Origin of the sequence: Flavobacterium crocinum, assembly GCF_003122385.1 — a bacterium.
Lineage (GTDB): Bacteria > Bacteroidota > Bacteroidia > Flavobacteriales > Flavobacteriaceae > Flavobacterium > Flavobacterium crocinum.
Map to the genome: position 1 here is coordinate 1,703,606 of NZ_CP029255.1, position 26,076 is coordinate 1,729,681.

Annotated in this window: 21 protein-coding genes; 11 read left to right on the top strand and 10 right to left on the bottom strand. The window is 33.7% G+C overall.

Annotated elements, in window-relative coordinates; translation table 11 throughout:
• Positions 1-147: 147 nt before the first annotated feature.
• Positions 148-1,494: a deoxyguanosinetriphosphate triphosphohydrolase gene (locus tag HYN56_RS07880; protein ID WP_109191673.1), complete on the top strand. Its 1,347-nt coding sequence runs from the start codon at positions 148-150 to the stop codon at positions 1,492-1,494.
• Between the two features lie 71 nt (positions 1,495-1,565).
• Here HYN56_RS07880 and HYN56_RS07885 read toward each other — a convergent pair whose 3' ends face one another.
• The 4 genes from HYN56_RS07885 to HYN56_RS07900 all read right to left on the bottom strand — a co-directional run bounded on the left by HYN56_RS07885 (position 1,566) and on the right by HYN56_RS07900 (position 6,076).
• Positions 1,566-2,567: a DUF3078 domain-containing protein gene (locus HYN56_RS07885; protein WP_109191674.1), complete on the bottom strand. Its 1,002-nt coding sequence runs from the start codon at positions 2,565-2,567 to the stop codon at positions 1,566-1,568.
• A 31-nt stretch (positions 2,568-2,598) separates the two neighbouring features.
• Positions 2,599-4,386, bottom strand: a complete 1,788-nt coding sequence (locus tag HYN56_RS07890; RefSeq protein ID WP_109191675.1) for a 1-deoxy-D-xylulose-5-phosphate synthase — start codon at positions 4,384-4,386, stop codon at positions 2,599-2,601.
• Between the two features lie 67 nt (positions 4,387-4,453).
• Entirely contained in the window at positions 4,454-5,308 is an 855-nt protein-coding gene (locus tag HYN56_RS07895) for a hypothetical protein (RefSeq protein ID WP_240622671.1), read from the bottom strand.
• A 9-nt stretch (positions 5,309-5,317) separates the two neighbouring features.
• Entirely contained in the window at positions 5,318-6,076 is a 759-nt protein-coding gene (locus HYN56_RS07900) for a hypothetical protein (protein WP_109191676.1), read from the bottom strand.
• Between the two features lie 61 nt (positions 6,077-6,137).
• On the opposite strand from HYN56_RS07900, the gene HYN56_RS07905 reads away from it, so the two are divergent.
• Together HYN56_RS07905 and HYN56_RS07910 are read left to right on the top strand one after the other, a co-directional pair.
• Positions 6,138-6,581, top strand: a complete 444-nt coding sequence (locus HYN56_RS07905) for a nucleoside deaminase (protein WP_109191677.1) — start codon at positions 6,138-6,140, stop codon at positions 6,579-6,581.
• A gap of 11 nt (positions 6,582-6,592) precedes the next feature.
• Positions 6,593-7,225 (top strand): hypothetical protein, encoded by a 633-nt coding sequence (locus HYN56_RS07910; protein WP_109191678.1) that lies wholly within the window; start codon positions 6,593-6,595, stop codon positions 7,223-7,225.
• An 8-nt stretch (positions 7,226-7,233) separates the two neighbouring features.
• Here HYN56_RS07910 and HYN56_RS07915 read toward each other — a convergent pair whose 3' ends face one another.
• On the bottom strand, positions 7,234-7,767 hold the full coding sequence (locus tag HYN56_RS07915) for a hypothetical protein (protein ID WP_109191679.1): 534 nt from the start codon (positions 7,765-7,767) through the stop codon (positions 7,234-7,236).
• A gap of 213 nt (positions 7,768-7,980) precedes the next feature.
• Between HYN56_RS07915 and HYN56_RS07920 the strand changes: the two genes are divergently transcribed.
• The 3 genes from HYN56_RS07920 to pbpC all read left to right on the top strand — a co-directional run bounded on the left by HYN56_RS07920 (position 7,981) and on the right by pbpC (position 16,937).
• Entirely contained in the window at positions 7,981-13,665 is a 5,685-nt protein-coding gene (locus HYN56_RS07920) for an alpha-2-macroglobulin family protein (RefSeq protein ID WP_109191680.1), read from the top strand.
• Positions 13,666-13,795: 130 nt separating this feature from the next.
• Entirely contained in the window at positions 13,796-14,386 is a 591-nt protein-coding gene (locus HYN56_RS07925; protein WP_109191681.1) for a transposase, read from the top strand.
• 175 nt (positions 14,387-14,561) lie between these two features.
• Positions 14,562-16,937 carry a penicillin-binding protein 1C gene (pbpC, locus tag HYN56_RS07930; RefSeq protein ID WP_109191682.1) on the top strand — a complete coding sequence of 792 codons (2,376 nt, stop codon included), beginning with the start codon at positions 14,562-14,564 and terminating at the stop codon, positions 16,935-16,937.
• Positions 16,938-16,939: 2 nt separating this feature from the next.
• Here pbpC and HYN56_RS07935 read toward each other — a convergent pair whose 3' ends face one another.
• The 4 genes from HYN56_RS07935 to HYN56_RS07950 form a co-directional block, all read right to left on the bottom strand.
• The gene (locus HYN56_RS07935) at positions 16,940-17,683 is read right to left on the bottom strand and encodes a hypothetical protein (RefSeq protein WP_109191683.1); all 744 of its coding nucleotides are present in this window, start codon (positions 17,681-17,683) and stop codon (positions 16,940-16,942) included.
• Positions 17,684-17,700: 17 nt separating this feature from the next.
• Positions 17,701-18,240 (bottom strand): hypothetical protein, encoded by a 540-nt coding sequence (locus tag HYN56_RS07940; RefSeq protein WP_240622672.1) that lies wholly within the window; start codon positions 18,238-18,240, stop codon positions 17,701-17,703.
• Between the two features lie 398 nt (positions 18,241-18,638).
• A complete protein-coding gene (locus HYN56_RS07945; RefSeq protein WP_109191684.1) occupies positions 18,639-20,183 on the bottom strand; it encodes an Rne/Rng family ribonuclease in 1,545 nt (514 codons plus the stop codon).
• Between the two features lie 381 nt (positions 20,184-20,564).
• The gene (locus HYN56_RS07950) at positions 20,565-20,855 is read right to left on the bottom strand and encodes an HU family DNA-binding protein (protein ID WP_007805026.1); all 291 of its coding nucleotides are present in this window, start codon (positions 20,853-20,855) and stop codon (positions 20,565-20,567) included.
• Between the two features lie 140 nt (positions 20,856-20,995).
• Between HYN56_RS07950 and mutY the strand changes: the two genes are divergently transcribed.
• From mutY to gldD, 4 genes are read left to right on the top strand one after another with little or no spacing between them, the layout of a single operon-like run.
• The gene (gene mutY, locus HYN56_RS07955; protein ID WP_109191685.1) at positions 20,996-22,042 is read left to right on the top strand and encodes an A/G-specific adenine glycosylase; all 1,047 of its coding nucleotides are present in this window, start codon (positions 20,996-20,998) and stop codon (positions 22,040-22,042) included.
• Positions 22,043-22,078: 36 nt separating this feature from the next.
• Complete coding sequence (locus HYN56_RS07960; RefSeq protein ID WP_109191686.1) at positions 22,079-22,519, top strand: single-stranded DNA-binding protein; 441 nt, start codon at positions 22,079-22,081, stop codon at positions 22,517-22,519.
• 26 nt (positions 22,520-22,545) lie between these two features.
• Positions 22,546-23,850, top strand: coding sequence for a gliding motility-associated protein GldE (locus tag HYN56_RS07965; RefSeq protein WP_109191687.1), 1,305 nt, complete (start codon positions 22,546-22,548; stop codon positions 23,848-23,850).
• Positions 23,843-24,403, top strand: coding sequence for a gliding motility lipoprotein GldD (gene gldD / locus HYN56_RS07970; protein WP_109191688.1), 561 nt, complete (start codon positions 23,843-23,845; stop codon positions 24,401-24,403). Before HYN56_RS07965 ends, gldD begins: the two co-directional genes overlap by 8 nt.
• 324 nt (positions 24,404-24,727) lie before the next feature.
• Here the strand turns inward: gldD and HYN56_RS07980 are convergent, their stop codons facing one another.
• Positions 24,728-25,105 (bottom strand): heavy-metal-associated domain-containing protein, encoded by a 378-nt coding sequence (locus HYN56_RS07980; protein WP_109191690.1) that lies wholly within the window; start codon positions 25,103-25,105, stop codon positions 24,728-24,730.
• 101 nt (positions 25,106-25,206) lie between these two features.
• On the opposite strand from HYN56_RS07980, the gene HYN56_RS07985 reads away from it, so the two are divergent.
• Positions 25,207-26,073, top strand: coding sequence for a DMT family transporter (locus HYN56_RS07985; RefSeq protein WP_109191691.1), 867 nt, complete (start codon positions 25,207-25,209; stop codon positions 26,071-26,073).
• Positions 26,074-26,076 lie beyond the last annotated feature (3 nt).

Genomic DNA, 26,076 nt, shown 5'->3' on the forward strand with positions numbered 1-26,076 from the left:
CAATCATTTGTGAAAATTCGTGAATTCGTGGCAAACAAAACTTAAATCAAATTAATCTATAGCCTATTTTTATCCTAAAATAAAACGTATTTTTGACGTTTAGATGAATAATCTAATAATCTAAATTCAGAAATCTAAAATTCAAAAATGAACTGGGAACAACTTTTATCCTTAAGACGTCAGGGAGATACAAGCAAAAGATTACGTGTAGAACAAGATGATACTCGTTTGGGGTTTGAGGTAGATTATGACCGAATTATTTTCTCATCTGCTTTTAGAAGTTTACAAGATAAAACACAGGTTATTCCGCTTTCTAAAACCGATTTCGTACATACCCGTTTAACGCACAGTTTGGAAGTTTCGGTTGTAGGACGTTCGCTTGGGCGTTTGGTTGGAAAAAAAATCATAGAGAAATATCCGTATTTAAAAGAAGTTCATGGTTATCATATGAACGATTTTGGAGCTATCGTGGCGGCGGCTTCTTTAGCGCACGATATCGGTAATCCGCCTTTTGGACATTCGGGTGAAAAAGCAATTGGAGAATATTTTTCTATCGGAAACGGGCAGAAATTTAGAAATCAGCTGACTGATAAACAATGGCAGGATTTAATTGATTTTGAAGGAAATGCCAACGGATTTTCTGTATTAACAGCAAGCCGTCCGGGAATTGAAGGCGGACTTCGTATTTCGTATGCTACTTTAGGTGCCTTTATGAAATATCCAAAAGAAAGTCTTCCGAAGAAACCAACTAACAATATTTCAGATAAAAAATACGGTTTCTTTCAATCTGATAAATTATTTTTTGAAGAAGTGGCCAAAGATATGGGAATGATTGCCAATAAATCCGGAGAGAATATTGGTTTTGAAAGACATCCTTTAGCTTATTTGGTTGAAGCGGCAGACGATATTTGTTATACCATTATTGACTTTGAAGACGGAATAAATTTAGGTCTGGTTTCTGAAGATTATGCTTTAGAATATCTGATTAAATTGGTAAAAGATAATATTGGTGTTGCTAAATACAAAACATTAGAAACCAAAGAAGACAGAATAAGCTACTTGCGTGCACTTGCAATCGGTTCTTTAATTAATGATGCTGTTGATGTTTTTATTGAAAATGAAGAAGCGATTCTGGCTGGGAAATTTCCGTATGCTTTGACAGATAAAAGTAAATACAAAGCGCAGATGAATGATATCATCAAATTAAGTATTGAGAAAATTTATCAAAGCCGCGAAGTGATTGAAAAAGAGATAGTGGGGTATCAAATTATCCAGACTTTATTGGACAAATTTATTACCGCTTTCAATAATAAATATGAAGGAACGGCTTCAAACTACGATAAGTTGATTTTGAAAATGTTGCCGGAAAAACACCATTTAGACAAGGGGAATTTATATGAACGTTTGTTGCACATTTGTCATTACGTTTCATTGCTTACAGATGGAAATGCATTGGAATTGTATGAAACAATTCAGGGACAGAAAAAGCGTTAATCGGTATTTGTCTGAAATGAAAAAGCATCTTTTAGAATTCTAAAAGATGCTTTTTTTATATTGTTTTTTGTTTATTTGAAAGCATAAACCAAACCAACTCCAAGTACTTGTCTTAACTGCATTCTTGGTCCGTCGTTTACTTGTGTTTTTGTTCCTGTAGACGGATCAACAACATCTTTTTTAGTTTTAATATCGTCATCATAAATTAAGTGAACGCCAATATTTGCTTTTACATAAGCATTTACTACAAGATCCAAACGGGTATCATAATCGATATCGACATTTCCGAATTTGTTCAAATAATCGGTATATAAACTTAATCTGTTTTCGTAAAAGACATTTTTATAGATTTCATTTTTCATGTAACCTGTAAAAAGAATACCAAATTCAGCTTTTACTTTTTGACCTTCTTCAATTAATATTTGCTGTGTAGGATCAAGCGGATCAGCTGCATAAACCGCTTTTTTAACCCCGAAAGAACCTTGATTAGCAAGATATTGATCTAATACTAAAGTGGTTTTTAACGTAATTGGAGAGAAGTAAAATACTCTGTTTTTAGCTTTATTCGCATTCTCGGCTCCGGCTCCCAGAAAGATATATGCCGGTGCAAAAGGTTTAGAGATTGCAACATCTCGGTTCGGATAATTATAACCGTTTGTAAACTGAGTATTGAAATTTAGTTTTGAAGAGTAGTACCAGTTTGAAGCTGTATCTTTTCTAAACCCGTAAGTCGAGTTAAACTGGAGAGCGTCATCGGTTTTTCTTAATTCGGTTCCGTCTTGTTTATTTAAACCATATTTTACGATAAGTTCGTTTACCCATTTATGGTTTTTCTTTGCGTAAGTTCTTCCGAATTCTCCTTTAAAAAGACCTGAAATAGAGCTGGTTCCCCCGGCGCTCCAGTTCACAAAAGCAATTTCGGAAATATCAAAACCCAGTTGATTCTTTTTTGACCAGTTAGAAGGCGGTTTTGGCGCCTGATTCGGACTCAAAGTCGTTTGTATGATCTGTGCGAAACTGCTCGAGACAGATAAAAGTAAAAATAATAAAAGGGTAGAACGCAATAATTTCATTAGGTAATTTTTTTTTGGTATCGCAAAATAATTATTTTGAACGGTTAGAAAAAAGGTTTACTAAACTTTTAACGTCAATTTTACAGATTTGTTGCAGTTGGGTTACTGTTCCATGCTCGATAAATTCGTCTGGAATGCCCAAAATTTCAATGCTGTTTTTGAAATTGTTAGATGCTGCAAACTCTAAAACTGCACTTCCGAAACCACCATTTTTAACCCCGTCTTCAATTGTAATAATATGCTCGAAAGTTGAAAATATAGTTTTTAAAGCACTGATGTCTAATGGTTTAATAAAGCTAAAATTGTAATGGGCGATACTTTCGGAATGTTTTGATTGTTCCAAAGCTTCTATAACATTATTTCCAATTGTTCCGGCCGACAGAACTGCAATTTTCGTACCATCTTTTAAGCATTTTGCCTGACCAAATTTAATTTTTTCGTAATGTCCGAAATTTTCTACTTCCCAATTTGCAATTACACCGCGTCCTCTCGGATATCGAATGGCGATTGGATGATTTATTCCCAACTGAACAGTGTACAAAATGTTTTGTAGCTCAATTTCGTTTAATGGAGCATAAATAATCATATTTGGAATAGAACGCAGATAAGCGATATCAAACACACCGTGATGTGTTGCACCATCTTCACCTACCAAACCTGCCCGATCTAGACAAAAAATAACGGGCAAATCCTGTAAAGCCACATCGTGAATAACCTGATCGTAGGCACGCTGCAAAAAGGTCGAATAGATATTGCAATATACAATCATGCCTTGAGTCGCCATTCCGGCAGCAAGCGTTACGGCGTGCTGTTCGGCAATTCCAACGTCAAAAGCACGTTCGGGCAATTCTTCCATCATAAATTTTAATGAACTTCCTGATGGCATTGCAGGTGTGATGCCGATTATTTTTTCATTCTTTTTGGCTAAATCTAAAATGGTTAAACCAAAAACATCCTGATATTTTGGAGGAAGATTTTCTTCTGATTTTAAATGAATTTCTCCGGTTGAAGCATCAAATTTTCCGGGTGCATGATATTTCACCTGATTTTCTTCAGCCTGTTGTAAACCTTTTCCTTTTGTGGTAACAATATGGAGAAATTTTGGGCCTTTTATCTTTTTTAATCGGTTTAATTCTTTGATTAAAGTCGGAAAATCATGTCCGTCAATAGGACCGGAATAATCAAAATTCAATGATTTTATAATGTTATTTTGTTTTGGGTTTTTTCCGTTTTTAACAGCAGTAAGATATTTTTTTAAGGCGCCTACGCTTGGGTCAATTCCAATAGCATTGTCGTTTAAAATGACCAAAATATTGGCATCTGTAACTCCGGCGTGATTTAAACCTTCAAAAGCCATTCCGCTTGCAATAGAAGCATCACCGATTACGGCAATATGTTCTTTTTCGAAATCGCCTTTTAGTTTGGATGCAATCGCCATTCCGAGTGCTGCAGAAATAGAAGTCGAAGAGTGTCCAACGCCAAAAGTATCGTAAACACTTTCGGTTCTATTTGGGAAACCGGAAATTCCGTCGATTTGTCTGTTGGTATGAAAGATTTCTCTTCTTTCGGTTAAGATTTTATGACCGTAGGCTTGATGGCCAACGTCCCAAACTAGTAAATCGTCTGGAGTATTAAAAACGTAATGCAGCGCAATTGTCAATTCAATAACGCCAAGACTTGCACCTAGATGCCCTTCTTTTACCGAAACAACATCAATAATAAACTGACGTAATTCTTGCGCAACCTGAGTAAGCTGTTCTTCTTTTAAAAGACGTAAATCGGCTGGATTGTATATGTTGGAAAGTAAATTGCTTTTCATTGTAAGGTAAAAAGCAAATTTACGGTTTTAAATTTAATTTTAGCGATGAGATATGTTACAGGAATGACTATTGCAGTGTAATAGGCAAAGAATATTGTCTTTTTACTTTCTTACCGTCTGATTGCCCCGGTTGCCATTTAGGACATAATTTTAAAACTCTGATAATTTCATTTTCAAGTGTTTGATCAACTGCAGGTGAACATTCCAGAAAAGATACGGAACCATTTTTTTCCACCGCAAATGCAAGTCTGGTTTTTGTAACATCAGAACTTTCCGGTTTTTTAAATTCTTTGGCAAAAAAGGTGTAGAATTGATCAATACCGCCTGGGAATTCTGCATTGGTTTCGGAGGCAATTTCACCACTAACATAAATGGGTTTCTTTACAGAGCTGTTTTTTTTGCCACTGATTTTATCTGATTTTGATTTGCTGTCATTGACTGGTTTTACAAATTTAACCTGATCTGTTTTGGGAGGCGGTGGAGGTGGTACAACAGCTTGTTTTGTGCTTTCTTCATCGATAGCTGGTTCTCCAACAGCTATATGTGAGTTTGCATCTGAATCTTTTACCACTTCAACTTTGTCGATTTTTTGTTTTTGTCCGTCTTTATTTTGACAGCTAAACAAAGTGGTTCCCATAGCAACAAATAGTGCTAAAAGAAAAATTTTATAATAATTGGTTTGTGTATGCAAAATTCGATTTGGAATTTGAATTGTTATGCTGTCTAATTGCGATTTTCTAAATCTTCCGCAAATTTTATCATTTTTATTTTGAATAAAAAAATGCTGCATTTCTTCTGGAAGCATAGAAGTAAAGTCAACAACCGTTTTAGAACAGCTCATACAGAAACGACCATTTTCATTTGGTGTCATTTTGTTCCAATCTTCATGGCAGGGCTCAGGAATGGTTATTTTATGTTTCATTCTTTATAATTACTTAAAGGGAATTTGAACAGCGTAAGTGGAGCGAACAATTCGATTTTTTCGTTTACCGGGAATCCACTTTGGCGTTTTTTCTAAAACTCCAAGAATGTCTTTTTCGCTTGCTGAAGTTGTATTTTTAAGGATGTTAAAATTACTAAGACTTCCGTCGCCTTCAATTACAAATAAAAGGGATATTTCTCCTTGTTTTGCAGTGATAAGTTTTCTTGAAAAATTAGATTTGAATTTTTTTATTCCGTTTTTTGGTAAAGATGCAACGTCTAAATCACTTGAATTGTAAATAATTCCGTACTGTCCGGATTGAGGTTCTTCAGAATGTTCTTCGGCATTTAATTTGTTTACAGGCGTCAAAATAACTCCGGTAGTAACGTGTTGCTCTGGTTTGACATCTTCTACAACTTCAACGTTATCTATTTTTTGTTTATTTCCGTCCTTGTCCTGACAGCTAAAGAGTGTAGTGCCCATAGTAATAAAGAGTGCTAATAAAAACATTTTACGATAATGGATTTGGCTGTATACTATTTGAGACGGAATCTGAATATTTATTTTACCTAACTGTTCATTTTTAAGTCTTCCACAAACATTTTTGTGCGAACTAAAATACTGTTGAATTTCCTCCGGAAGCATTGACGTAAAATCCACAACCGTTTTAGAACAGCTCATACAGAAACGGCCATTATCTTTTGGCGTCATTTCATCCCAATTTTCATGGCATGGTTCAGGAATTGTTATTTTGTAATTTCTTTCCATTATTCAAATTTCAGAATTTAAATGTAATAAAAATAAAGTGTAAAGTTCTATTTTTGCAACTATGATAAATCCTTTCACTGACGAATATTTCATGAAAAAAGCTTTACAGGAAGCCGAAGAAGCCTTTGAAAAAGGTGAAATTCCTGTTGGAGCTGTTATTGTGGTTGCAGATAAAGTTATTGCAAGAAGTCATAACTTAACAGAATTGCTAAATGATGTAACAGCTCATGCTGAAATGCAGTCTATAACGGCAGCTGCAAATTTTCTGGGAGGGAAATATTTAAAAGATTGTACGCTTTACGTTACGCTTGAACCTTGCCAGATGTGTGCAGGCGCTTTATATTGGAGCCAGATTTCTAAAATTGTTTTTGGTGCAAGAGACGAACAGCGCGGTTTTATCAATATGGGAACCAAACTACACCCAAAAACGACTGTGGTTTCGGGCGTAATGGCTAACGAAGCTGCGGATTTAATGAAACGCTTTTTTCTGGAAAGAAGAAAATAATACTAATTATCATGACGGATTTCTCAACAATAAAAAAGCTTTTTAATATTACCGAATCTAATGGATTTAGCTCAAATGAGATTCAAACGATAAAAGATATTTTTGGAAAGCTTCCAGAAGTTTTCATTGATTATTATACTGAATTGGGTAAAATCGAAAATCTAAATAATACACAGGATTCTTTAAACAAACCAGATCAATTTCAATATTTTAAACATAATGATTATTTGATTTTTTATTGTGAGAATCAAAGAGTTTGTGTGTGGGGAATTCATAAGGATGATTTGTCACATCCAAATCCTCCTGTTTACATGAGTCATGATGAAAAAGAGTGGAAAAAAGAAACCGAAACTTTAATGGATTTCTTTATAGCGATGGCTTTTCTTCAGGCTGGTTTTGCTCTAGAATTTAATTCGGAGTGTTTTTATGAAATAGAGGATAATGAATTGGCTTTTATTAAAGAGAATTTTAAAAATAAAGGCGTGTCTTTTAAACAGTGGGCGGAAGGAATTAATTTCTACGGAAATAACGATGATGATGTAATTGTAATAATGAGTGATTATCAAGTTTTTTATTCGTCGGCAAGTCAGGAACATTTTGATGAGCTGGATGAAGTTTTATCAAAACTTGGAACAGAGCTTTAAAAATTCTTTTAAAACAAATATCCTCCCATATAGACGCATATAAATATCATAAAGCAATTAAAACAAACTATATTGTAAAATGTGTTTTCTGAAAAGCCTTTTTTAGAAAGTAGTATTTTTATACTTATTCCCAATGAAATAAGAAGTATAAGACAGGTGTAAAATTGAATTCCATTAATACTTAAACCGTTAGAAAGTACATAATAATAATTTTTTGTTTGTGACTTTACCTTTGTTACAGATTTAAAGAATAAAGAAGTTTCAATTACAATATTATTTTCGTCAATGAATTCTTTTGCTGTAGAAAAAGTAAATCCTTTTTGTGTAAAAAAATGATAAGAAACTTTCTCTTTGGATTTCCCTGAAGTTCGAACTGCATAATGAGTAATTACATCATTCGTCCGTGAAACAGGTAATACATAATAATCTGTAAAAGCAATTAAAACAAAAAATGCTATTGTGCCCAAAAGATATACAATTACATTTTTGTTTTTTAAAATAAATTCATTCTCGAAAGAATATTGATTTGAATTCGTAGGCATTCTTATTTTAATTTAAAAATGTGAATATAATATTTTAGCAATTTGTTTTTGCAAAACTTCAACAAAAGTTAAATAAAAAAATCAAAGAATTTTCTTCTTAAAGAAATTGAAAAATACGTTACTTTTATCCTAATTTAATTTGTATTTTGTTGTTATGACTTTTAGCAGCAAATCATATTTTTTTATTTGTTAACCAATTAATTCTAAATAAAAGTGAAAGTAAAAGGTTTGGTTCTCGTATTTTTCGTATTTTTTATTTTTCAATCCTGCGGCAGAAAATCGGCTGCCGATTTCAATTCGGATTTTTCATTATTCAAAGATTATATAACCAGTTTCACAGGCGGAATTGTTTCCTCAGATTCTGATATCCGTGTGGTTTTGGCTTTTGATAAAAATGACTGGAAACCCAATCAGGAATTAGATGATGATTTGTTCGATATTTCGCCAAGTGTGAGCGGAAAAGTCGTTGCGCTTTCGACCAATACCTTAGCTTTTATTCCGGAGAAAAAATTAAAACCGGGAACAGAATATCAGGTTACTTTAAACTTAGATAAGCTGACTGCCCTTCCAAAAGAGAAAGAGGCAGCGCTTTCCAAATTCAATTTTACAGTTAAAACGGTAAAACAGGATTTTACTATCAATACAGGCGATATTCAATCTTATAGCAAAGAATATCAATATTTAAACTGTGTTTTAAAAACAGCCGATAATATTGATTTGGAAACCGCTCAAAAATTGGTTGAAGCCAAACACAATGGAAATAATCTTAAAATTAAGTTTGAGAAAACAAACGGGCCAGCAAAAGAATTCCGTTTTATAATTGACAGTATTCAGCGTCAATCTGAAGCTTCAAACTTGGAGATCATTTACGATGGAAGTGATTTTGATATTGACCAGAAAGGACAAATCGATTTTCCGATAACAAGTATAAATGAATTTAAAGTCATAAAAGTTGAAGTTCCGGACGGAAACAATCAGCAGGTATTAATTAATTTCTCTGAGCCTTTAGAAAAAGGACAGGATTTTGCAGGATTAGTTTCGATTCAAAATACTAATAATCTTAAGTTTTCAACTCAAGGAAATTTACTGAAAGTATATTTTACCAATCAAAATGCGCCTAAAAAAGAAGAACCAGTTGCAGTGGCTGTTACAGAACCAGTTGCGGTTGCGGTAGATTCAGCTGCTGTTATGGTTGATTCGGCCGCAGTTGCAGTAGATTCAGCGGCCGCAGTTGTTGAGGATGCCGTTGAATATGTTCCGGATGAACAACCTGAACAAGTTGTAACAGGAGAATTGTTGCTTGAAGTTTTTGAAGGAATCGAAAGTCAATACGGTAAAAAATTAGAATCAAATTATTCGGAGAAAATCTCTTTTGATCAGATAAAACCAAACGTTCGTTTTATTAAAAACGGAACAATTCTGCCAAGTTCAAATAATTTAAAACTGAATTTTGAAGCTGTAAATTTAAGTGCTATTGATGTAAAAGTTTATAAGATTTACAAAAACAATATTCTGCAGTTTCTTCAATACAATGAATTAAACGGTGGACAGAATCTCAAGAAAGTAGCGCAGCCAATTGCTAAAACCACTTTGAATTTAAAGGAAAGCACGCTCGTAAATCTGGCAAAATGGAATATGTATGCTTTAGATTTATCTAAAATCATTAAACCAGAACCAGGAGCGATTTACAGAGTTGAGTTTGTTTATAAAAAGAAATATTCGCTTTATAAATGTGAAACATCAGATAATAGTGAAGATGAAGCGGAGGAAGAAGAAGTTGATGAAAATGATGTAAACTACAGTGGAAACTCTTACGACGATTATTATTACTACGATGATTACGATTGGAGAGAAAGTCAAGATCCTTGTACAGGTTCGTATTATTACAATGCGAGAATTGCAACCAATATTTTAGCTTCAGATTTAGGAGTTATTGCAAAAAGAGGCGAAAATAAATCGTATTTATTTGCTGTTAACAATATCGTTACAACAGAGCCGGTTTCAAACGCAAGAGTGGATTTATATAATTTCCAACAACAGAAAATAGCAACTCAGGCCACGAGTAGTGAAGGAATTGCATCTTTCCAATTAGACAAATTCGCCTATTTTGCTATTGTCACTTTGGGAGATCAGTCAACTTACGTGAAACTGGATGACGGACTTTCATTATCTGTCAGTAATTTTGATGTTGCGGGTGAGACTTTACAAAAAGGTTTAAAAGGTTTCATCTATGGAGAAAGAGGCGTTTGGCGTCCGGGAGATAATTTGTATTTATCATTTATTCTGAATGATCAAGCGAATAAACTTCCGAAATCGCATCCAATTAAATTTAGATTGAATGACCCGAATGGAAAAACAGTTTATCAAACCATTCAGAAAACAAACGATTTAAATCATTACTCTTTTATTGTACCAACCAATCAAGATGCACCAACAGGAAATTGGGAAGCAATGATAAGCGTTGGAGGAGCCAAGTTTTATAAGAGCATTAAAATCGAAACGATTAAGCCAAATCGTTTAAAAATTAAAAATACATTTAGCAGAAAAACACTTTCGGTTTCATATCCAAACACAGATAACCTTGAAGTGACTTGGCTTCATGGGGCTATTGCTAAGAATTTGAATGTAGAGATGCAGGCTAAATTCTCTCAGCAGGCAACCACTTTTAAAGGTTATGAAAAATTTAGTTTTGACGATTTAGCCCGTCAGTTTAGTACAGAAGAAATCAATGTTTTCTCTGGTAAATTAAATGAAAGCGGAAAAGCTTCGGTAAATATTCAGCCGAGATTGCAAGGTCAGGCTCCGGGAATGTTGCGCGCTTCATTCATGACAAAAGTATACGAAGAAGGCGGTGATTTTAGTACAGATGTGATGTCGACAACTTATTCACCATATAAAACTTATGTTGGACTTAAAACTCCTGAACTCAACAAATACAATATGCTTGAAACGAGAACAAATAATCGTTTTGAAGTAGTTACAGTTGATGAAAGCGGTAGACCAAAAGCCGTTAGAAATCTGGAAGTTAGAATTTATAAAGTAGACTGGAGATGGTGGTGGGATTCGTCAAGCGATAATTTATCGAATTACAATTCATCAAATTCAACAACAGCTTATAAATCTATTGTAATTAATACCAATTCAAGCGGGAAAGGAAGTTTCCAATTTGCTCTAACCGATGAAGAATGGGGACGTTATTTAATTCGTGTTGAAGATGGGGAAAGTGGACACGCAACAGCCCTAACTGTAAACATCGACTGGCCAATCTGGTCTGGAAAAACACGAAACAGAGATGCTTCAACAGCCAATATGTTAGTTTTTTCTACAGATAAAAAGAATTATGCGGTTGGAGAAAAAGCGCAGATTTCTTTCCCTTCCAGTGAAGGCGGACGTGCTTTGATTTCTGTTGAAAACGGATCCAGAGTGGTACAGACCATTTGGGCAGAAACTCAAAAAGGAGAAACAAAAGTTGAGGTTCCAATTACAGGAGCAATGGCACCAAATGTATATTTTAATATTACATTATTACAGCCACATGCTACAACCAAAAACGATTCGCCAATTCGTATGTATGGAATTGTTCCGATTGAAGTGGTGGATAAAAACACGATTTTGGCACCAACTCTGAACATGCCAGATGTATTAAGACCTGAACAGCCTTTCACAGTAAAAGTGGGCGAAAAATCAGGTAAAGAAATGACCTATACTATTGCCGTTGTAGACGAAGGACTTTTAGATTTAACCCGTTTTAAAACACCAAATGCATGGGATAGTTTTTATGTTCGCGAAGCACTTGGAGTAAAAACATGGGATATTTATGATGATGTAATTGGCGCTTATGGCGGAAAAATAAATCAGATTTTCAGTATTGGTGGAGATCAGGATTTAGGTGGCGGAAAAGCTAAAAAAGCTAATCGTTTTAAACCAGTTGTATTATACTATGGTCCATTTAAATTAGGAAAAGGAGAAACAAAATCGCATGACTTAAAACTTCCAAAATATATTGGTTCTGTTAGAACAATGGTTGTAGCAGGAGAAGCAAATACAAGTGCTTATGGAAGTATTGAAAAAGCAACTCCTGTTAAGAGTCCACTAATGGTTTTAGCTTCGTTACCAAGAAAAATTTCGCCATCAGAAAAAGTAACACTTCCGGTAACGGTTTTTGCAACGGAAAACAAAATTAAAAATGTAACGATTCAGGTAAAAACCAGCAACGGATTAAAAGTAGCTGGAAGTGCGGTTCAAAAATTAAGTTTTGCACAGCCAGATGAGAAAATGGCTTATTTTAATTTGGTTGTTGGTTCTGCAACTGGGATTGCAAAAGTTCAGGTAATCGCAACATCTGGAAGCGAGAAATCAACTTATGATGTTGAAATCGATATGACGAACCCAAATCCAGTTACGAGTACTTTTACGGATGTTGTTTTAACTCCAAATAGTCCCAAAACAATTTCATGGAAAACATTTGGTATTGCTGGAAGTAATAAAGCAAGGTTAGAAGTTTCATCTATGCCATCGATGAATTTGAACGGAAGACTGCAGTTCTTAATTCAATACCCGCATGGTTGTGTAGAGCAGACTACTTCTTCGGTTTTCCCTCAATTGTATTTAAATGATGTGGCAGATATTGATGCGAAACGAAAAGATTTAATTCAAAAAAATATTGCCGCAGGAATTGCCAGATTAGGAAATTTCCAATTGTCAAATGGTGGGTTGCCTTACTGGCAGGGGAATGCGGTTCCGGATGATTGGGGAACTTCTTATGCCGGACATTTCTTAATTGAAGCAGAGAAAAAAGGATATGTTTTGCCAATTAATTTCAAATCTAAATGGTTATCATATCAACAAAAAGAGGCGAAACAATGGCGTTTTGAGCAGAAGTACGGAAATGATTTAGCTCAGGCGTATCGTTTGTACACTTTAGCTTTAGCAGGAAATGCTGATTTATCGTCAATGAATAGACTTCGCGAGACAAAAGGAATTTCAAACGAAAGTATGCTTCGTTTGGCAGCGGCTTATGTTTTGGCAGGTCAGAAATCAGCCGGGCAGAATTTACTGTTGCGAACAAGCATTGATGGTTCTGATGGTTATAATTATTACTATTATGGTTCCAGTGAAAGAAACAGAGCAATGGCTTTGGAAACAATGTTACTTTTAGGGCAGCAGCAACAAGCATTTGCAATGGCTTCTAAGTTGGCTAAAGAAATGTCAGCTAATCAGTGGATGAGTACACAAACAACCGCTTATTGCTTGTATGCAATGTCGAAATTTGCCGTGAGCAATGGTCCAAAAGGAATCAATATTCAGTTTAGTAAAAACGGAAAAGGCGAGACGATAAACACAGGCAAATCGATTGCAGATCGTAGTTTGTCTGTAGCTTCTGGCACAAACAGTATTACTTTGAAAAACAATAAAAACAATACCGTTTATGTTCGTGTATTGAATACAGGAATATTACCAATCGGACAAGAAAATGCAACGCAAAATGATGTTTCGGCAAGTATTGTATTCAAAAACAGAAAAGGAAGCGTAATCAATGTTTCCAGAATAAATCAGGGAACGGAGTTTGTTGCTGAGGTTACGATTAAAAACCAACGAAATGAAAGGGTTCAGAATGTAGCTTTATCGCAGATTCTGCCTTCAGGTTTTGAAATCGTAAACACTCGTTTCACAGATTACGGAGACGCTGTAAATAATATCGCTGATTATATTGATATTCGTGATGACAGAACGAATTTCTATTTTAGTCTGGCAAGCAGAGAAACAAAAGTTTTCAGAATATTGTTGAATGCATCATACTTAGGAAATTATTATTTACCAGGATTACAATGCGAAGCGATGTATGATAATACATTCCTAGCCAGAACAAAAGGATTCTGGGTTGAGGTTGTGAAATAAAATTTATGTAGTTACAAGTATCCTAACAGGTTTCCAAAACCTGTTAGGTATCATATTAAGTCTTTAGGAAAAGAAAAAACATACCTAAAAGGTTTTGAAAACCTGTTAAGATATTAAAAAGAATAAGATTGTGGAGAAGGACGTTTTTGAGGTAGGAAAATATTATCATGTCTATAACCGAGGAAATAATAGTGAGAATATTTTTATTGAAGAGAAAAATTACAATTACTTTCTGGAAAAGGTTAAAAAATATATTTTACCAATAGCAGATATTTATGCCTACTGTTTACTTAAAAACCATTTTCATATTGTTCTAAGAATTAAAGATAAAATTGATCTGCCTGAAAAGTTTAAAGAAAAAATTCACCTGCCATTTTCTAATTTATTTAATTCTTATTCTAAGAGTATAAACAAAGCTTATAATCGGACAGGAAGTTTATTTCAAGAGCATTTAGAGAGAAATAGAATAGAAAATGAAGAATATTTAAGGCAGTTAATTTTGTATGTTCATTTAAATCCAGTGAAGCATAAATTTTTAAAAGATTTCCAATCGTATAAGCATTCATCTTATTGCTCTTATTTATCTGATAAGCCAAGTAGTATTGATCGAGAGTTTATTATAGAATTATTCAACGATCTGGAAAATTTTATATTTTGCCATGATGAAAGAAAGTTGATTTATGAAGGTGTGCTTAGTGATGTAAATTTACTTGATCAATAGAAAATTGGATTCAACTATCCTAACAGGTTTTAAAAACCTGTTAGGTATTTTATAGATATAGTGAAGTAATTTTTATTTTTTTTAGGAATAGAAAATGTTTTTTTCTTTTAGGAATGAATAAGGAATACCTAACAGGTTTTTAAAACCTGTTAGGATACGAAACAATAAGATAATTTTGAAAAATAAACTAAAAGCGTTTCTTCAGCGCATTATAAACTGGATAAAAAGAAACAAAATAAAATCAGCAATTGTATTTGTGCTCTTGCTGATTTACTATTTTTCTATACCTCGAACATTGTTTAAAGAACCTTACTCCACAGTTATAGAAAGCAAAGAAGGAGAATTATTAGGTGCAAAAATCGCACGTGACGGACAATGGCGTTTTCCGGCACAAGATAGTGTTCCAGATAAATTCAAAAAATGTATTGTATATTTTGAAGACGAATATTTCTATAAACATCCAGGATTTAATCCCGGAGCGATGATTAATGCTTTTCAACAAAATAAAAAAGCAGGAAAAGTAGTCAGAGGCGGAAGTACATTAACACAACAAGTTATCAGACTTTCCCGAAAAGGAAAAAACAGAACCTATTTTGAGAAAATCATCGAAATTATTCTCGCCACCCGATTAGAATTAGGATATTCCAAAGATGAAATTCTCGAAATGTACGCTGCTCATGCACCATTTGGAGGAAATGTTGTTGGGTTGGAAATGGCCTCGTGGCGTTATTTTGGCGTTCAGTCCAATCAATTATCTTGGGCTGAGAATGCAGTTTTGGCCGTTCTGCCAAATGCACCAAGTTTAATTTATCCAGGAAAAAATCAGATAAAATTACTTAATAAACGCAACCGACTTTTACTGAAACTTCACCAAGAGGGAATAATTGACAAGCAAACGTATGAACTTTCAATAGAAGAACCTCTGCCTCAAAAACCGTATGATTTGCCTCAAATTGCACCACATTTACTGCAAAGAGTAGCTAAAAATGAAGAAGGAACGCGAGTAAAAACAACGATAGATTATGCGCTTCAAAATCGTGTAAATCAGATTGCGAGATATTATTACAATCAGTACAAGCAAAATGAGGTTCATAATCTGGCTATTTTGGTAATTGATGTTCAAAATAGAAATGTAATGAGTTATGTTGGAAATTCTCCAGCAGATTTAGATCATCAGAAAGATGTAGATATTATTGATGCACCAAGAAGTACTGGAAGTATTTTAAAACCACTTTTATACGGCGCAATGTTAGACGACGGAGAATTACTGCCTAATACTTTAGTGGCCGATGTTCCAACACAGATTTCGGGATATACACCGCAGAATTTCAATTTAACGTTTGACGGAGCTGTTCCGGCACATCGTGCATTATCACGATCTTTAAATATTCCAGCAGTTTTAATGCTTCAGGAATTTACGGTCAATAAATTTTATGAGGAATTGCAAAAGTTCAAATTGAAAAATATAAATAAAACTCCAGATCATTACGGTTTGTCACTTATTTTGGGTGGTGCCGAAAGCAATTTATGGGATTTATGCAGAACGTATGCAAATCTGTCTTCAACGCTGAATTATTTTACTAAACATCAGGCAAAATACAGAACAAATGAGTTTACAGAACTAAATTATAAAAACGATTTTAAGTCTGATTTTGGTTCAGAAACAAATCAGAAAAATATTCTGGGTGCAGGGTCAATTTGGTTAACGTATAATGCAATGGAAGAGGTTAACAGGCCAGAAGCAGATGAAGCTTGGAAGTTTTATGATAGTTCTTTGAAAATTGCATGGAAAACCGGAACAAGTTTCGGAAATCGAGATGCTTGGGCCATCGGAACCAATTCCAGATATGTGGTCGGCGTTTGGGTTGGAAATGCAACCGGAGAGGGAAGGCCAACTCTAACTGGAGTTACCAGTGCAGCACCTATTTTATTCGACGTTTTTAACGTACTGCCAAGGCAAAGATGGTTTGATACGCCTTACAAAGATTTGGCTGAAGTTGAGGTTTGTCGTTTAAGTGGTTATTTAGCTAAAGACAACTGTCCGAAAATCAAGCAATGGGTTACTAAAAAGGGGAAATCAACCAAAGTTTGTCCTTATCATAAAACAATTCATTTAGATAAAACGGAACAATTTCAGGTAAACAGCAGCTGTGAAAATATTGAAAATATTGTGACTAAAAACTGGTTTGTACTGCCTCCCGTTATGGCATGGTATTACAAAAGCCAGCATATTGAATATCTGCCTCTTCCGCCTTTTAAAGAAGGATGTGAAGGAACACAAACCACCACAATGGATTTTATTTATCCGAAAGCTAACAGTAAAATTTATTTGACTAAGGATTTTAATAGTAATGTTCAGCCAGTAATTTTAAAAGTAGCTTATTCTGAAAGAGATAAAGAATTGTTTTGGTATGTTGATGATGTTTATAAAGCTACAACCAAAACCTTTCATGAACTGCCTATTACGCCAACAACAGGAACGCATTACATTACAGTTGTGGATGCTTCTGGAAATGAAATCAGACGCAGAATTGAGATTGTAAGGGAATAAGTTTATTGTATGATATTAAGTTTGGTATACACATCTTTATTTTTTGTAATTCGGAATGTGAGTGAAGTTGTGAACCCCTGATAAGCGGGGATTTTTTCTTTATTATATGGAAATGAATAACCAAAACCTAAATCCATCCTGTTAAATAAAGTAAAACCACCCATTGCATAAGCATTTTTCGAAGAACTGCCTGCTTTTAAAAACAAAAGATATTCTGTATTGTATGATAGATGCACATCAGGAAGACCGTAATATTTTCTATTGTAGCTATTGGTAATTCCGTATCCAGCACCTAAAAAAAGTTTATTTTTATCTTTACAATTCAAACAAAATTCAAGACCACCTGTTAGAAGACTTTTGTTGACTATTGAATAATTTAAATTAAATATCAAGAAGTCGGATACGATATCTTGTTTTGTACGGAAGTAATCTAATTTTGTAATAGTTTCATTTTCATCATACCATCTTGCATTTCCAGTTAGATGTTTTCCATTTTCATCTGTCGCATAACCTTCAAAATAAGGTTTGTTGCTTTTCACATAGTAATAGTTTATAGCTTGCAGTAATTTCTTATTAGATTCAAAAGAGGAATGTTCTGCAATATTGTTTTTCTCTTTAATTCTATAATAAACAGCAAATTCTCTAGTAGTATTCTTCAAATTGCTGTCAACAAAAATAGTGTCGTTTTGAGCTGTTATTTCAGCTGAAAAAAGTAATGTGATAATTATAAAGATGTATGTTTTCATTTATAGGATCAGATTATTTAATATCCAATGAATTGACTATAAGCTTTTTTGTTTCTCGTAAACCTTAAATTAAGGCTCATTGTAAATCCTTCAAATGCAGGAGCTTTATTTTTGTCATAAGATAATGAATATCCAAATCCTAAATCTATGAAATTCATTAGGGTTAATCCTCCCAATAGATAACTATTTTTATGGGTTGTTCCAATTTTTGCAAATAAAATAGAAACATTGTAGGATAGATGAAGATCGGGCAGACCATAATATTGTCTATTATAACTATTGGTAACACCGTAGCCAAGACCTAAAAATAGTTTTTTAGGAGTTTGACAGTCCAAACAAAATTCATAGCCTGCAGTTAAAAGGCTTTTATCAGCAATGCTATAATTTATGTAAGTGATTGGCGAACTAGGAATTCTAAATGTACCTGGAGCTGGTTTGTTGAAATCTCTTGAGTACATAACGGTTCCGTCTTCTTTGTACCATTTGGCTTTTCCAACATTATTGTTTCCTTCTGCATCTTTTGTATAGCCTTCGAATTGTCGTATATTATTTTTCACATAGTAATCTTTAATAATATACAGTGAGTCTATGTCTGGTATTTTTCGCCCAATAGCTTTTTTAGTTTTTATTTTGACAGGTTTTATTCTATAATAAACAGCGGAATCTTTTGTGATAATTTTCCAATTTGAATTAAAGAAGATCGTATCATTTTGAGCGGATAATTTTGGTGTAAACAAAAAAAGAACAGCAATTAGAGAATATATATTCTGTGTTTTAAATAACGAAAAAAGACATGTAATTACGGTCATGTAAATCAATTGAAATTTGGCAAACATACTATTCAGTAAATATTTTAATAGCTGTTAGAAGTCTTTTTTGTGCCATTATCAGACATAAAAATATTTTACAAAAAGACACAAAAAAACCGCCAATCTCACGAAAGGCGGTTTTGTTTTTATTCTGAAATAACATTTCCTTTTTTATCGTAGAAATGGTATTCTAAGTACGTGTAAGCGTCACGAGGTATGATTTTCACCCACTTTTTATGTTCAAAAAACCATTTTGAACGTAATGATGGAAAACCTTTACTGAGGTATGCAGCCACAAACGGATGTGTGTTTAGTACAACTTTATTGTGGGTTTTTAAAAGTCTTTCTAAATCAGAGGTGATCTTGTCAATTATTAATATTGGCGCTTCAATTTCGCCATTGACTTTATTTGGATCTTCTTCTCTGGTTTTAATATTAACTTCTGGTCTTACGCGCTGTCTTGTAATCTGAACAAGTCCAAATTTACTTGGCGGTAATATTTTATGCTTTGCTTTATCGTCGCTCATTTCTTCTCGCAAGAAGTCGAACAAAACTTTCCTGTTTTCAGGATTAGACATATCGATAAAATCAACAACTATAATTCCGCCCATATCTCGCAGACGTAATTGTCTGGCGATTTCTGCTGCAGCAATCATATTCACTTCCATGGCTGTGTCTTCCTGGTTGGTCGCCTTGTTGGAACGGTTCCCGCTGTTTACGTCAATAACGTGCAGCGCTTCAGTGTGTTCTATGATTAGGTAAGCACCTTTGCTCATGGAAACAGTTCGGCCAAATGAAGTTTTGATTTGTCTCTCTATATTGTATTTCTCAAAAATCGGAGTGTCATTTGATTGATAAAACTTGACAATTGATTGTTTGGAAGGTGCAATTTCTTGCAAATACTCCTTCGTTTGATGGTACAACTCTTCATCATCTATTTGAATACCGCTGAAGGTATCGTTGAATACATCTCTTAATATTGAAGAAGCTCTGTTAAGCTCTCCTAATACTTTTGATGGATGATGAGCAGTTGGTAATTTTTTACACATTGCAGACCATCTGCCAAGCAGGTTCTGCAAATCTTTTTCTAATTCGGCTACGTTTTTGCCTTCGGCTACTGTACGAACAATAACACCAAATCCTTTAGGTTTGATCGATAGAACAAGTTTTTTTAGACGATCCTTTTCTTTTTTGTCTTCTATTTTTTGAGAAATAGAAACACGATCAGAAAAAGGAACCAGAACGATAAATCTTCCGGCAAGAGAAAGCTCAGCACTTATTCTTGGGCCCTTGGTTGATATAGGTTCTTTAACTACTTGAACTAAGACAGATTGATTGGCACTTAAAATATCAGTAATGATGCCATCTTTGTCAATCTCTTTTTCAAACTGAAAGGTTTTTAGGGAGAAATCTTTTAATTTACCTGCGCTTACAAGTTTTATGAATTTCAGCTGAGAAGCTAGATTTGGACCCAAATCGTGATAATGTAAAAAGGCATCTTTTTCAAAGCCTACATTCACAAAAGCAGCATTAAGTCCTGCAACTGGTTTTCTGATTTTGGCAATAAAAATATCACCAACCTGAAAGTTGCTTTTTTCTTCTTCTTTGTGTAATTCAATTAGTTTTCCATCTTTTAATAAGGCAAAATCTACTGCTTCAGAACTAGATCTAATGATTAATTCTTTATTCACACTGTAAATTTTTATCCAGACTTTTAGTTTCAGGTTTCAGGTTTCAAGTTTCAAGTTTTGCAACTCAATAACTCATGACTCATAACTCATAACTGAATTGTAAGGATGGATTAAACAATATTTTTAACAGGTATTAACCCGGAGAAAACTAGCTGGCAGTTTGCAGTTTTAAGTAATCAGTGGACTGAACGCTAAAAACTGATGACTGAATACTAATTTTCAATTTCAATGAACGTTTAAAAAGAAAAAAGTAGTTTAAAACTACTTTTTCTTTTTGTGGCGGTTAGCTCTCGCTCTTTTCTTACGTTTGTGAGTAGCTACCTTATGTCTCTTTCTTTTTTTACCACTTGGCATATCGTGTCTGATTTATGTTAATTAATATTATTTTGCTTCGTTGTTTGTTTTAACTCCTTCTACAAAAACTTTTGCAGGTTTAAACGCAGGAATGTTGTGTGCTGGAATCTTAATTGTAGTGTTTTTAGAAATGTTTCTTCCAGTTTTTTCAGCTCTAGTTTTAACGATAAAACTACCAAAACCTCTTAGGTAAACATTGTCTCCAGTTTCTAAAGAAGTCTTAACTTCTTCCATAAAAGTTTCTACTGTTGCTTGAACGTCTCCTTTTTCAAGACCTAGTTTCTCTGAAATCTTCGCTACGATATCTGCTTTCGTCATTTTCTTTCCTATTTTATTTTATAAATGGTGTACTATTTTTTTGAGTTTGCAAATATAGGAATTAAAAAAATAATTAATCAAGCTAATTCGTTAAATTTTAATTACATAAACATTTACTTTTGTATTCTAAGTATTTTCGAATGGATTTTTCTAACATATTGATAAAATGGTATTTACAAAACAAGCGTGATTTACCATGGCGAAAAACGGTCGATCCGTACCAAATTTGGCTCTCAGAAATTATGCTTCAGCAGACAAGAGTTGCGCAGGGAATGCCATATTTTTTTGCATTTACCAAGGAATTTCCTACCGTGAAAGATTTGGCTGATGCACCAGAAGAAAAAGTTTTGAAACTTTGGCAGGGTTTAGGGTACTATTCAAGGGCTCGAAATCTTCATAAAACAGCTCAATATATTGCCTATGACCTAAAGGGAGTTTTTCCGGATTCTTATAAAGAACTTTTAAAACTTAAAGGTGTCGGAGAATATACCGCTGCAGCAATTGCTTCTTTTTCTTATAATGAATCGGTTCCTGTGGTTGACGGAAATGTTTTTCGCGTATTGTCGCGATACTTTGATGTAGAAACTGATATCGCTCTTCCGTCTGCTAAAAAAGAGTTTACTGCTTTGGCAAATGAAATTATGCCTAAAGATAATCCGGCAGTATTTAATCAGGCCATAATGGAGTTTGGTGCTTTGCAATGTGTACCGAAAAGTCCGGATTGTACAAATTGTAATTTTAACGAAAGTTGTGCGGCTTTGCAAAAAGGAAAGGTGAGTCAGCTTCCTGTAAAATCTAAAAAAGTAAAAGTTACTAATCGTTATTTTAATTATCTGATTTTAGAAGATGTTTTAGGAAATACTTTAATTCAAAAAAGAACAGAAAAAGGAATCTGGCATAATTTATATGAATTTCCACTTTTGGAAACACAATCTGTTGTTGGTTTTGATGTGGTTTCAAAAAGAGGGAGGGAAGAATTATTTCCATTATATACTATTATAGGTATAGAAGAATGCAGTGAAGCTACGGTTGTGCATAAACTTTCGCACCAACATCTGCATATACAATTTTGGAAAGTTAAAGTGAAAGAGAAAATTGAAAATGGAATCAATGCTGAAAAATTAAAAACATTTCCTTTTCCTATTGTGATTTATAATTTTATAGAAAAGCAGGAAATAAATTGCTAAAAAAATGTATCTTTGGTAGAAATACCACCAAAAACTATGAACGGAACATTAAATAAAGTGATGCTTATTGGCCATTTAGGCGATGATGTGAAGATGCATTATTTTGATGGAGGAAACTGCATCGGACGTTTTCAGCTGGCTACCAATGAGGTATATATCAACAAAACGACCAATGAAAAAATAACTTCCACAGAATGGCATAATTTGGTTGTTAGAAACAAAGCAGCGGAAATCTGCGAAAAATATCTTTCTAAAGGAGATAAAATATATGTAGAAGGCAGGATTAAATCTCGTCAATGGCAGGCAGAAGACGGAACTACTAAGTACACAACAGAAATTCAGGTGACAGAGTTTACTTTTTTGACTACCAAAAAAGAAACTGCTCATACCAGACAAAATCAGGAGGCAGAATCAACAAAAAATACTAACTTTGATGCTGCTAGCGAAGGGCTTCCAATTAATGATTTGCCTTTCTAAGCGATGTTTAACTAATTTCATACAATTTGGACCCGGAGCCCAGTTTACTTTTTTCTACAAATCTAGACACTAATTTAATTATTGGTTTTGTCGGCATATTTATATTGTTATTTCTTTCAGCTATAGTTTCAGGTGCTGAAGTCGCTCTCTTCTCTTTGTCACAACAGGATATCGATGATACTCTAAATGATCATCAGGCAAAAGGGAAAATTATTTCCAGTTTATTAGATAAACCTAAAAAACTATTGGCAACACTGCTTGTCGCAAATAACTTTTTCAACATAGGTGTTGTAATTCTGTTTGCTTACATAGGACAGAATATTTTTGAAGACATAAATTCGGCGGTGCTTAAATTTACTTTGGAAGTTATTTTAGTTACTTTCCTTATTTTGTTATTTGGCGAGGTTTTGCCGAAAGTGTATGCCAGCAGAAATAGTAAAAGTTTCGCAAAAAGAGTCGCTTATCCTTTAGCGTTTTTAGATAAAGTGCTTTCGCCAATAAGTTTGCCAATGCGTGCTGTAACGATCTATTTTCAAAATAAATTAGGAAAGCAAAAAAGTAACTTTTCTGTTAATCAACTTTCTCAGGCTTTGGAGCTTACCGATTCTGAAGGAACTTCAACAGAAGAACAAAAGATACTTGAAGGAATCGTTTCTTTTGGAAATACCGATACAAAGCAGGTAATGAGTCCAAGAATTGATATTTTTGCATTGGAAATATCAGAAACATTTGCTGAAATTTACCCTAAAATAATAGAAACAGGATTCTCTAGAATTCCAGTTTACAGAGATAATATTGACCAGATTGAGGGTGTCCTTTTCGTAAAAGATTTATTGCCTCATATTGATAAAGAAGAGTTTGACTGGACTTCTTTAATTAGAGAAGCTTTTTTTGTTCCTGAGAATAAAAAACTCGATAATTTATTGAAAGATTTTCAGAGCTTAAAAAGTCATTTGGCGATTGTGGTTGATGAATACGGAGGAACATCAGGATTGGTTTCTTTGGAAGATGTAATCGAAGAAATCGTTGGTGATATTAGTGATGAGTTTGATGATGAAAATCTGAACTTCTCACAAATAGATGAAAATAATTTTCTTTTTGAAGGGAAAATAAACCTGAAAGATTTCTACAGAATTGTGGATGTTGACGAAGATGTTTTTGAATCTCATAAAGGAGAAGCCGAAACACTGGCAGGATTTATTCTGGAAATTTTAGGTAATTTTCCAAAAAAAGATCAAAAAGTGCCTTTTGAAAACTGTGTCTTTACAGTAGAAACAGTAGACAAAAAGCGCGTAAAACAAATAAAGGTAACGATAAATAAAAATGTTTAATAGAATACTTTCAGTAACAGCAATTTTGCTTAGTTTAACGGTTATAAGCTGTAAAAATGATGTTCTGCCCAAACCGGCAAGTTTTCTGCGATTGGATTATCCGGAAGCGAAATATGTGAATTTTGAAAATAGTTGTCCGTTTGCTTTTCAAATGAATGAGGATGCGATTATTAAAGGCGAAAAAGAATGCAGTTTTGCTATTACTTATCCAAAAATGAAAGCGACTATTTATTTGACCTATAAGCCAGTAAATGGCAATATAGATAAATTGTTGAGAGATGCTCAAAAGTTAACTTATGAGCATGTTATAAAAGCTGATGATATTTTGGAACAGCCTTATATAAATCAGCAGAAAAAAGTTTATGGTATGTTTTATCAGGTAGATGGAAATGCGGCTACAAATTCTCAGTTTTATGTTACCGACAGTACAAAACACTTTTTAATTGGTTCTATGTATTTTTATGCAAAACCAAATTTTGATTCGATTATGCCGGCCGCGAGTTATGTTAAGAACGATATGCAGCGTTTGATGGAAACATTGAAATGGAAATAAAAAATAAAAGGGCTGTTTTAAAAATTGAAATAGCCCTTTTTTATTGCAATTGTTTATGTTTTAATCTTGAACTTTCATTCCGTAGGAATGTTTCGTTGGTAGAAGAAAAATATAACCAGATGTATTTACGTTCCATAGGAACGTTTGACATGCAATTTTCAGAAAAAACAATTTAAAAATCATACGTTCCTACGGAACGTAAAATCTGGATGATAATATAATTTTCTACCGACGAAATGTTCCAACGGAACAATGTAGAATAAAAATAAAAACGGCTGTTTCAAAAATTGAAATAGCCGTTTTTTATTTCGTTGAATTTTAAATTTAAGATTTAAAATTCGAAACTTTATATGTTTTTCCATCTCCAGTTTCCTGAACCACTTTTGTTAAAGATTCTGAGTTTTGGATGGTTTTATCAAAACTTACTGTTGCTGTTTTTTTATCAAAATCAACTGTTGCTTTTTCAACTCCGTCAAGATTGGCTAATTCTTCTTCGATTGTTTTAGCACATCCAACAGCACAAGTCATTCCGTCGATTGTAAAACTTGCTGTTTGTAAATTTTCTGCAGCAATTGGTTTATGTTCTTTTGGAGCGCTTTTTTCTGCATTTACAACCTGAAGACTTTTGTCTTCTTCTTTTTTGCAGCCAACGAATACCAAACCAGCGATTGTTGCGGCGATTAAGATTTTTGAAATTTTCATTATATATAAATTTTAAATTGCTAATTAATTGGTTGCAAAATTAATAAAAAGAGCGCCGTTAGTTCGTAAAATAATTACAAATTTGCAGTAAAACTTGATCTATGGATACAAAACAGTTAAAATGGCTGTACTTAGGGATTCTTTCTCTTATTTGGGGAAGTTCTTTTATTCTAATAAAAAAGGGATTAATTGGTTTGACTGCCATTCAGGTTGGTTCCTTCCGAATCATTTTTGCCGCATTGTTTTTATTGATTTTTGGGTTTAATAGTTTAAGAAAAATTTCCCGCCGTCAATGGAAGTATGTTGCTATAACTTCATTTTTTGGGACTTTTATGCCGGCTTATCTTTTTGCTATCGCCGAAACCAAAGTAAATAGTTCGATTGTGGCAATTTTAAATTCGCTAACGCCTTTAAATACATTAATTTTAGGAATAATAGTTTTTGGAATTCAGTTTCAGAAAAGACAGGTTTTAGGAGTTTTTATCGGTCTTGTTGGTTGTTTACTATTGGTTTTAAGTGGAGATTCTGCTGGCGGAACTCAAAATTATTTGTATGTGTTGTTGGTTGTTATCGCTACACTTAGTTACGCCATAAACGTAAATCTTATTAAAAAATATTTACATGACTTAAATTCGATAAGCATTACAACCGGAAACTTTGCGGTGCTTTTTCTGCCTTCATTAATCATTTTAAGTACAACTGGAATCAGTCAGAAAATACATTTTGCAGAAACGCAACATTCGATATTTTTTGTAATGATTTTGGGAGTTTTAGGAACCGGTATAGCTAATATTCTTTTCTTTAAACTGATTCAGATGTCATCTCCGGTTTTCGCAACATCGGTAACGTATTTGATTCCAATCGTTGCTTTTTTCTGGGGATTATTAGATAATGAAATGTTGACGCCAATTCAGTCGGTAGGTGCATTTATTATTTTGATTGGGGTTTATTTGTCGGCTAAGAAATGATTT

What these genes read in the sequence shown, in the direction of transcription:
- HYN56_RS07980 (WP_109191690.1), bottom strand. Translation starts at nt 25,105, where the DNA reads ATGAAAATTTCAAAAATCTTAATCGCCGCAACAATCGCTGGTTTGGTA.
- HYN56_RS07950 (WP_007805026.1), bottom strand. Translation starts at nt 20,855, where the DNA reads ATGACGAAAGCAGATATCGTAGCGAAGATTTCAGAGAAACTAGGTCTT.
- gldD (WP_109191688.1), top strand. Translation starts at nt 23,843, where the DNA reads ATGTTTAATAGAATACTTTCAGTAACAGCAATTTTGCTTAGTTTAACG.
- HYN56_RS07900 (WP_109191676.1), bottom strand. Translation starts at nt 6,076, where the DNA reads ATGGAAAGAAATTACAAAATAACAATTCCTGAACCATGCCATGAAAAT.
- HYN56_RS07890 (WP_109191675.1), bottom strand. Translation starts at nt 4,386, where the DNA reads ATGAAAAGCAATTTACTTTCCAACATATACAATCCAGCCGATTTACGT.
- HYN56_RS07885 (WP_109191674.1), bottom strand. Translation starts at nt 2,567, where the DNA reads ATGAAATTATTGCGTTCTACCCTTTTATTATTTTTACTTTTATCTGTC.
- HYN56_RS07935 (WP_109191683.1), bottom strand. Translation starts at nt 17,683, where the DNA reads ATGAAAACATACATCTTTATAATTATCACATTACTTTTTTCAGCTGAA.
- HYN56_RS07880 (WP_109191673.1), top strand. Translation starts at nt 148, where the DNA reads ATGAACTGGGAACAACTTTTATCCTTAAGACGTCAGGGAGATACAAGC.
- HYN56_RS07910 (WP_109191678.1), top strand. Translation starts at nt 6,593, where the DNA reads ATGACGGATTTCTCAACAATAAAAAAGCTTTTTAATATTACCGAATCT.
- HYN56_RS07905 (WP_109191677.1), top strand. Translation starts at nt 6,138, where the DNA reads ATGATAAATCCTTTCACTGACGAATATTTCATGAAAAAAGCTTTACAG.
- HYN56_RS07895 (WP_240622671.1), bottom strand. Translation starts at nt 5,308, where the DNA reads ATGAAACATAAAATAACCATTCCTGAGCCCTGCCATGAAGATTGGAAC.
- HYN56_RS07960 (WP_109191686.1), top strand. Translation starts at nt 22,079, where the DNA reads ATGAACGGAACATTAAATAAAGTGATGCTTATTGGCCATTTAGGCGAT.
- mutY (WP_109191685.1), top strand. Translation starts at nt 20,996, where the DNA reads ATGGATTTTTCTAACATATTGATAAAATGGTATTTACAAAACAAGCGT.
- HYN56_RS07985 (WP_109191691.1), top strand. Translation starts at nt 25,207, where the DNA reads ATGGATACAAAACAGTTAAAATGGCTGTACTTAGGGATTCTTTCTCTT.
- HYN56_RS07915 (WP_109191679.1), bottom strand. Translation starts at nt 7,767, where the DNA reads ATGCCTACGAATTCAAATCAATATTCTTTCGAGAATGAATTTATTTTA.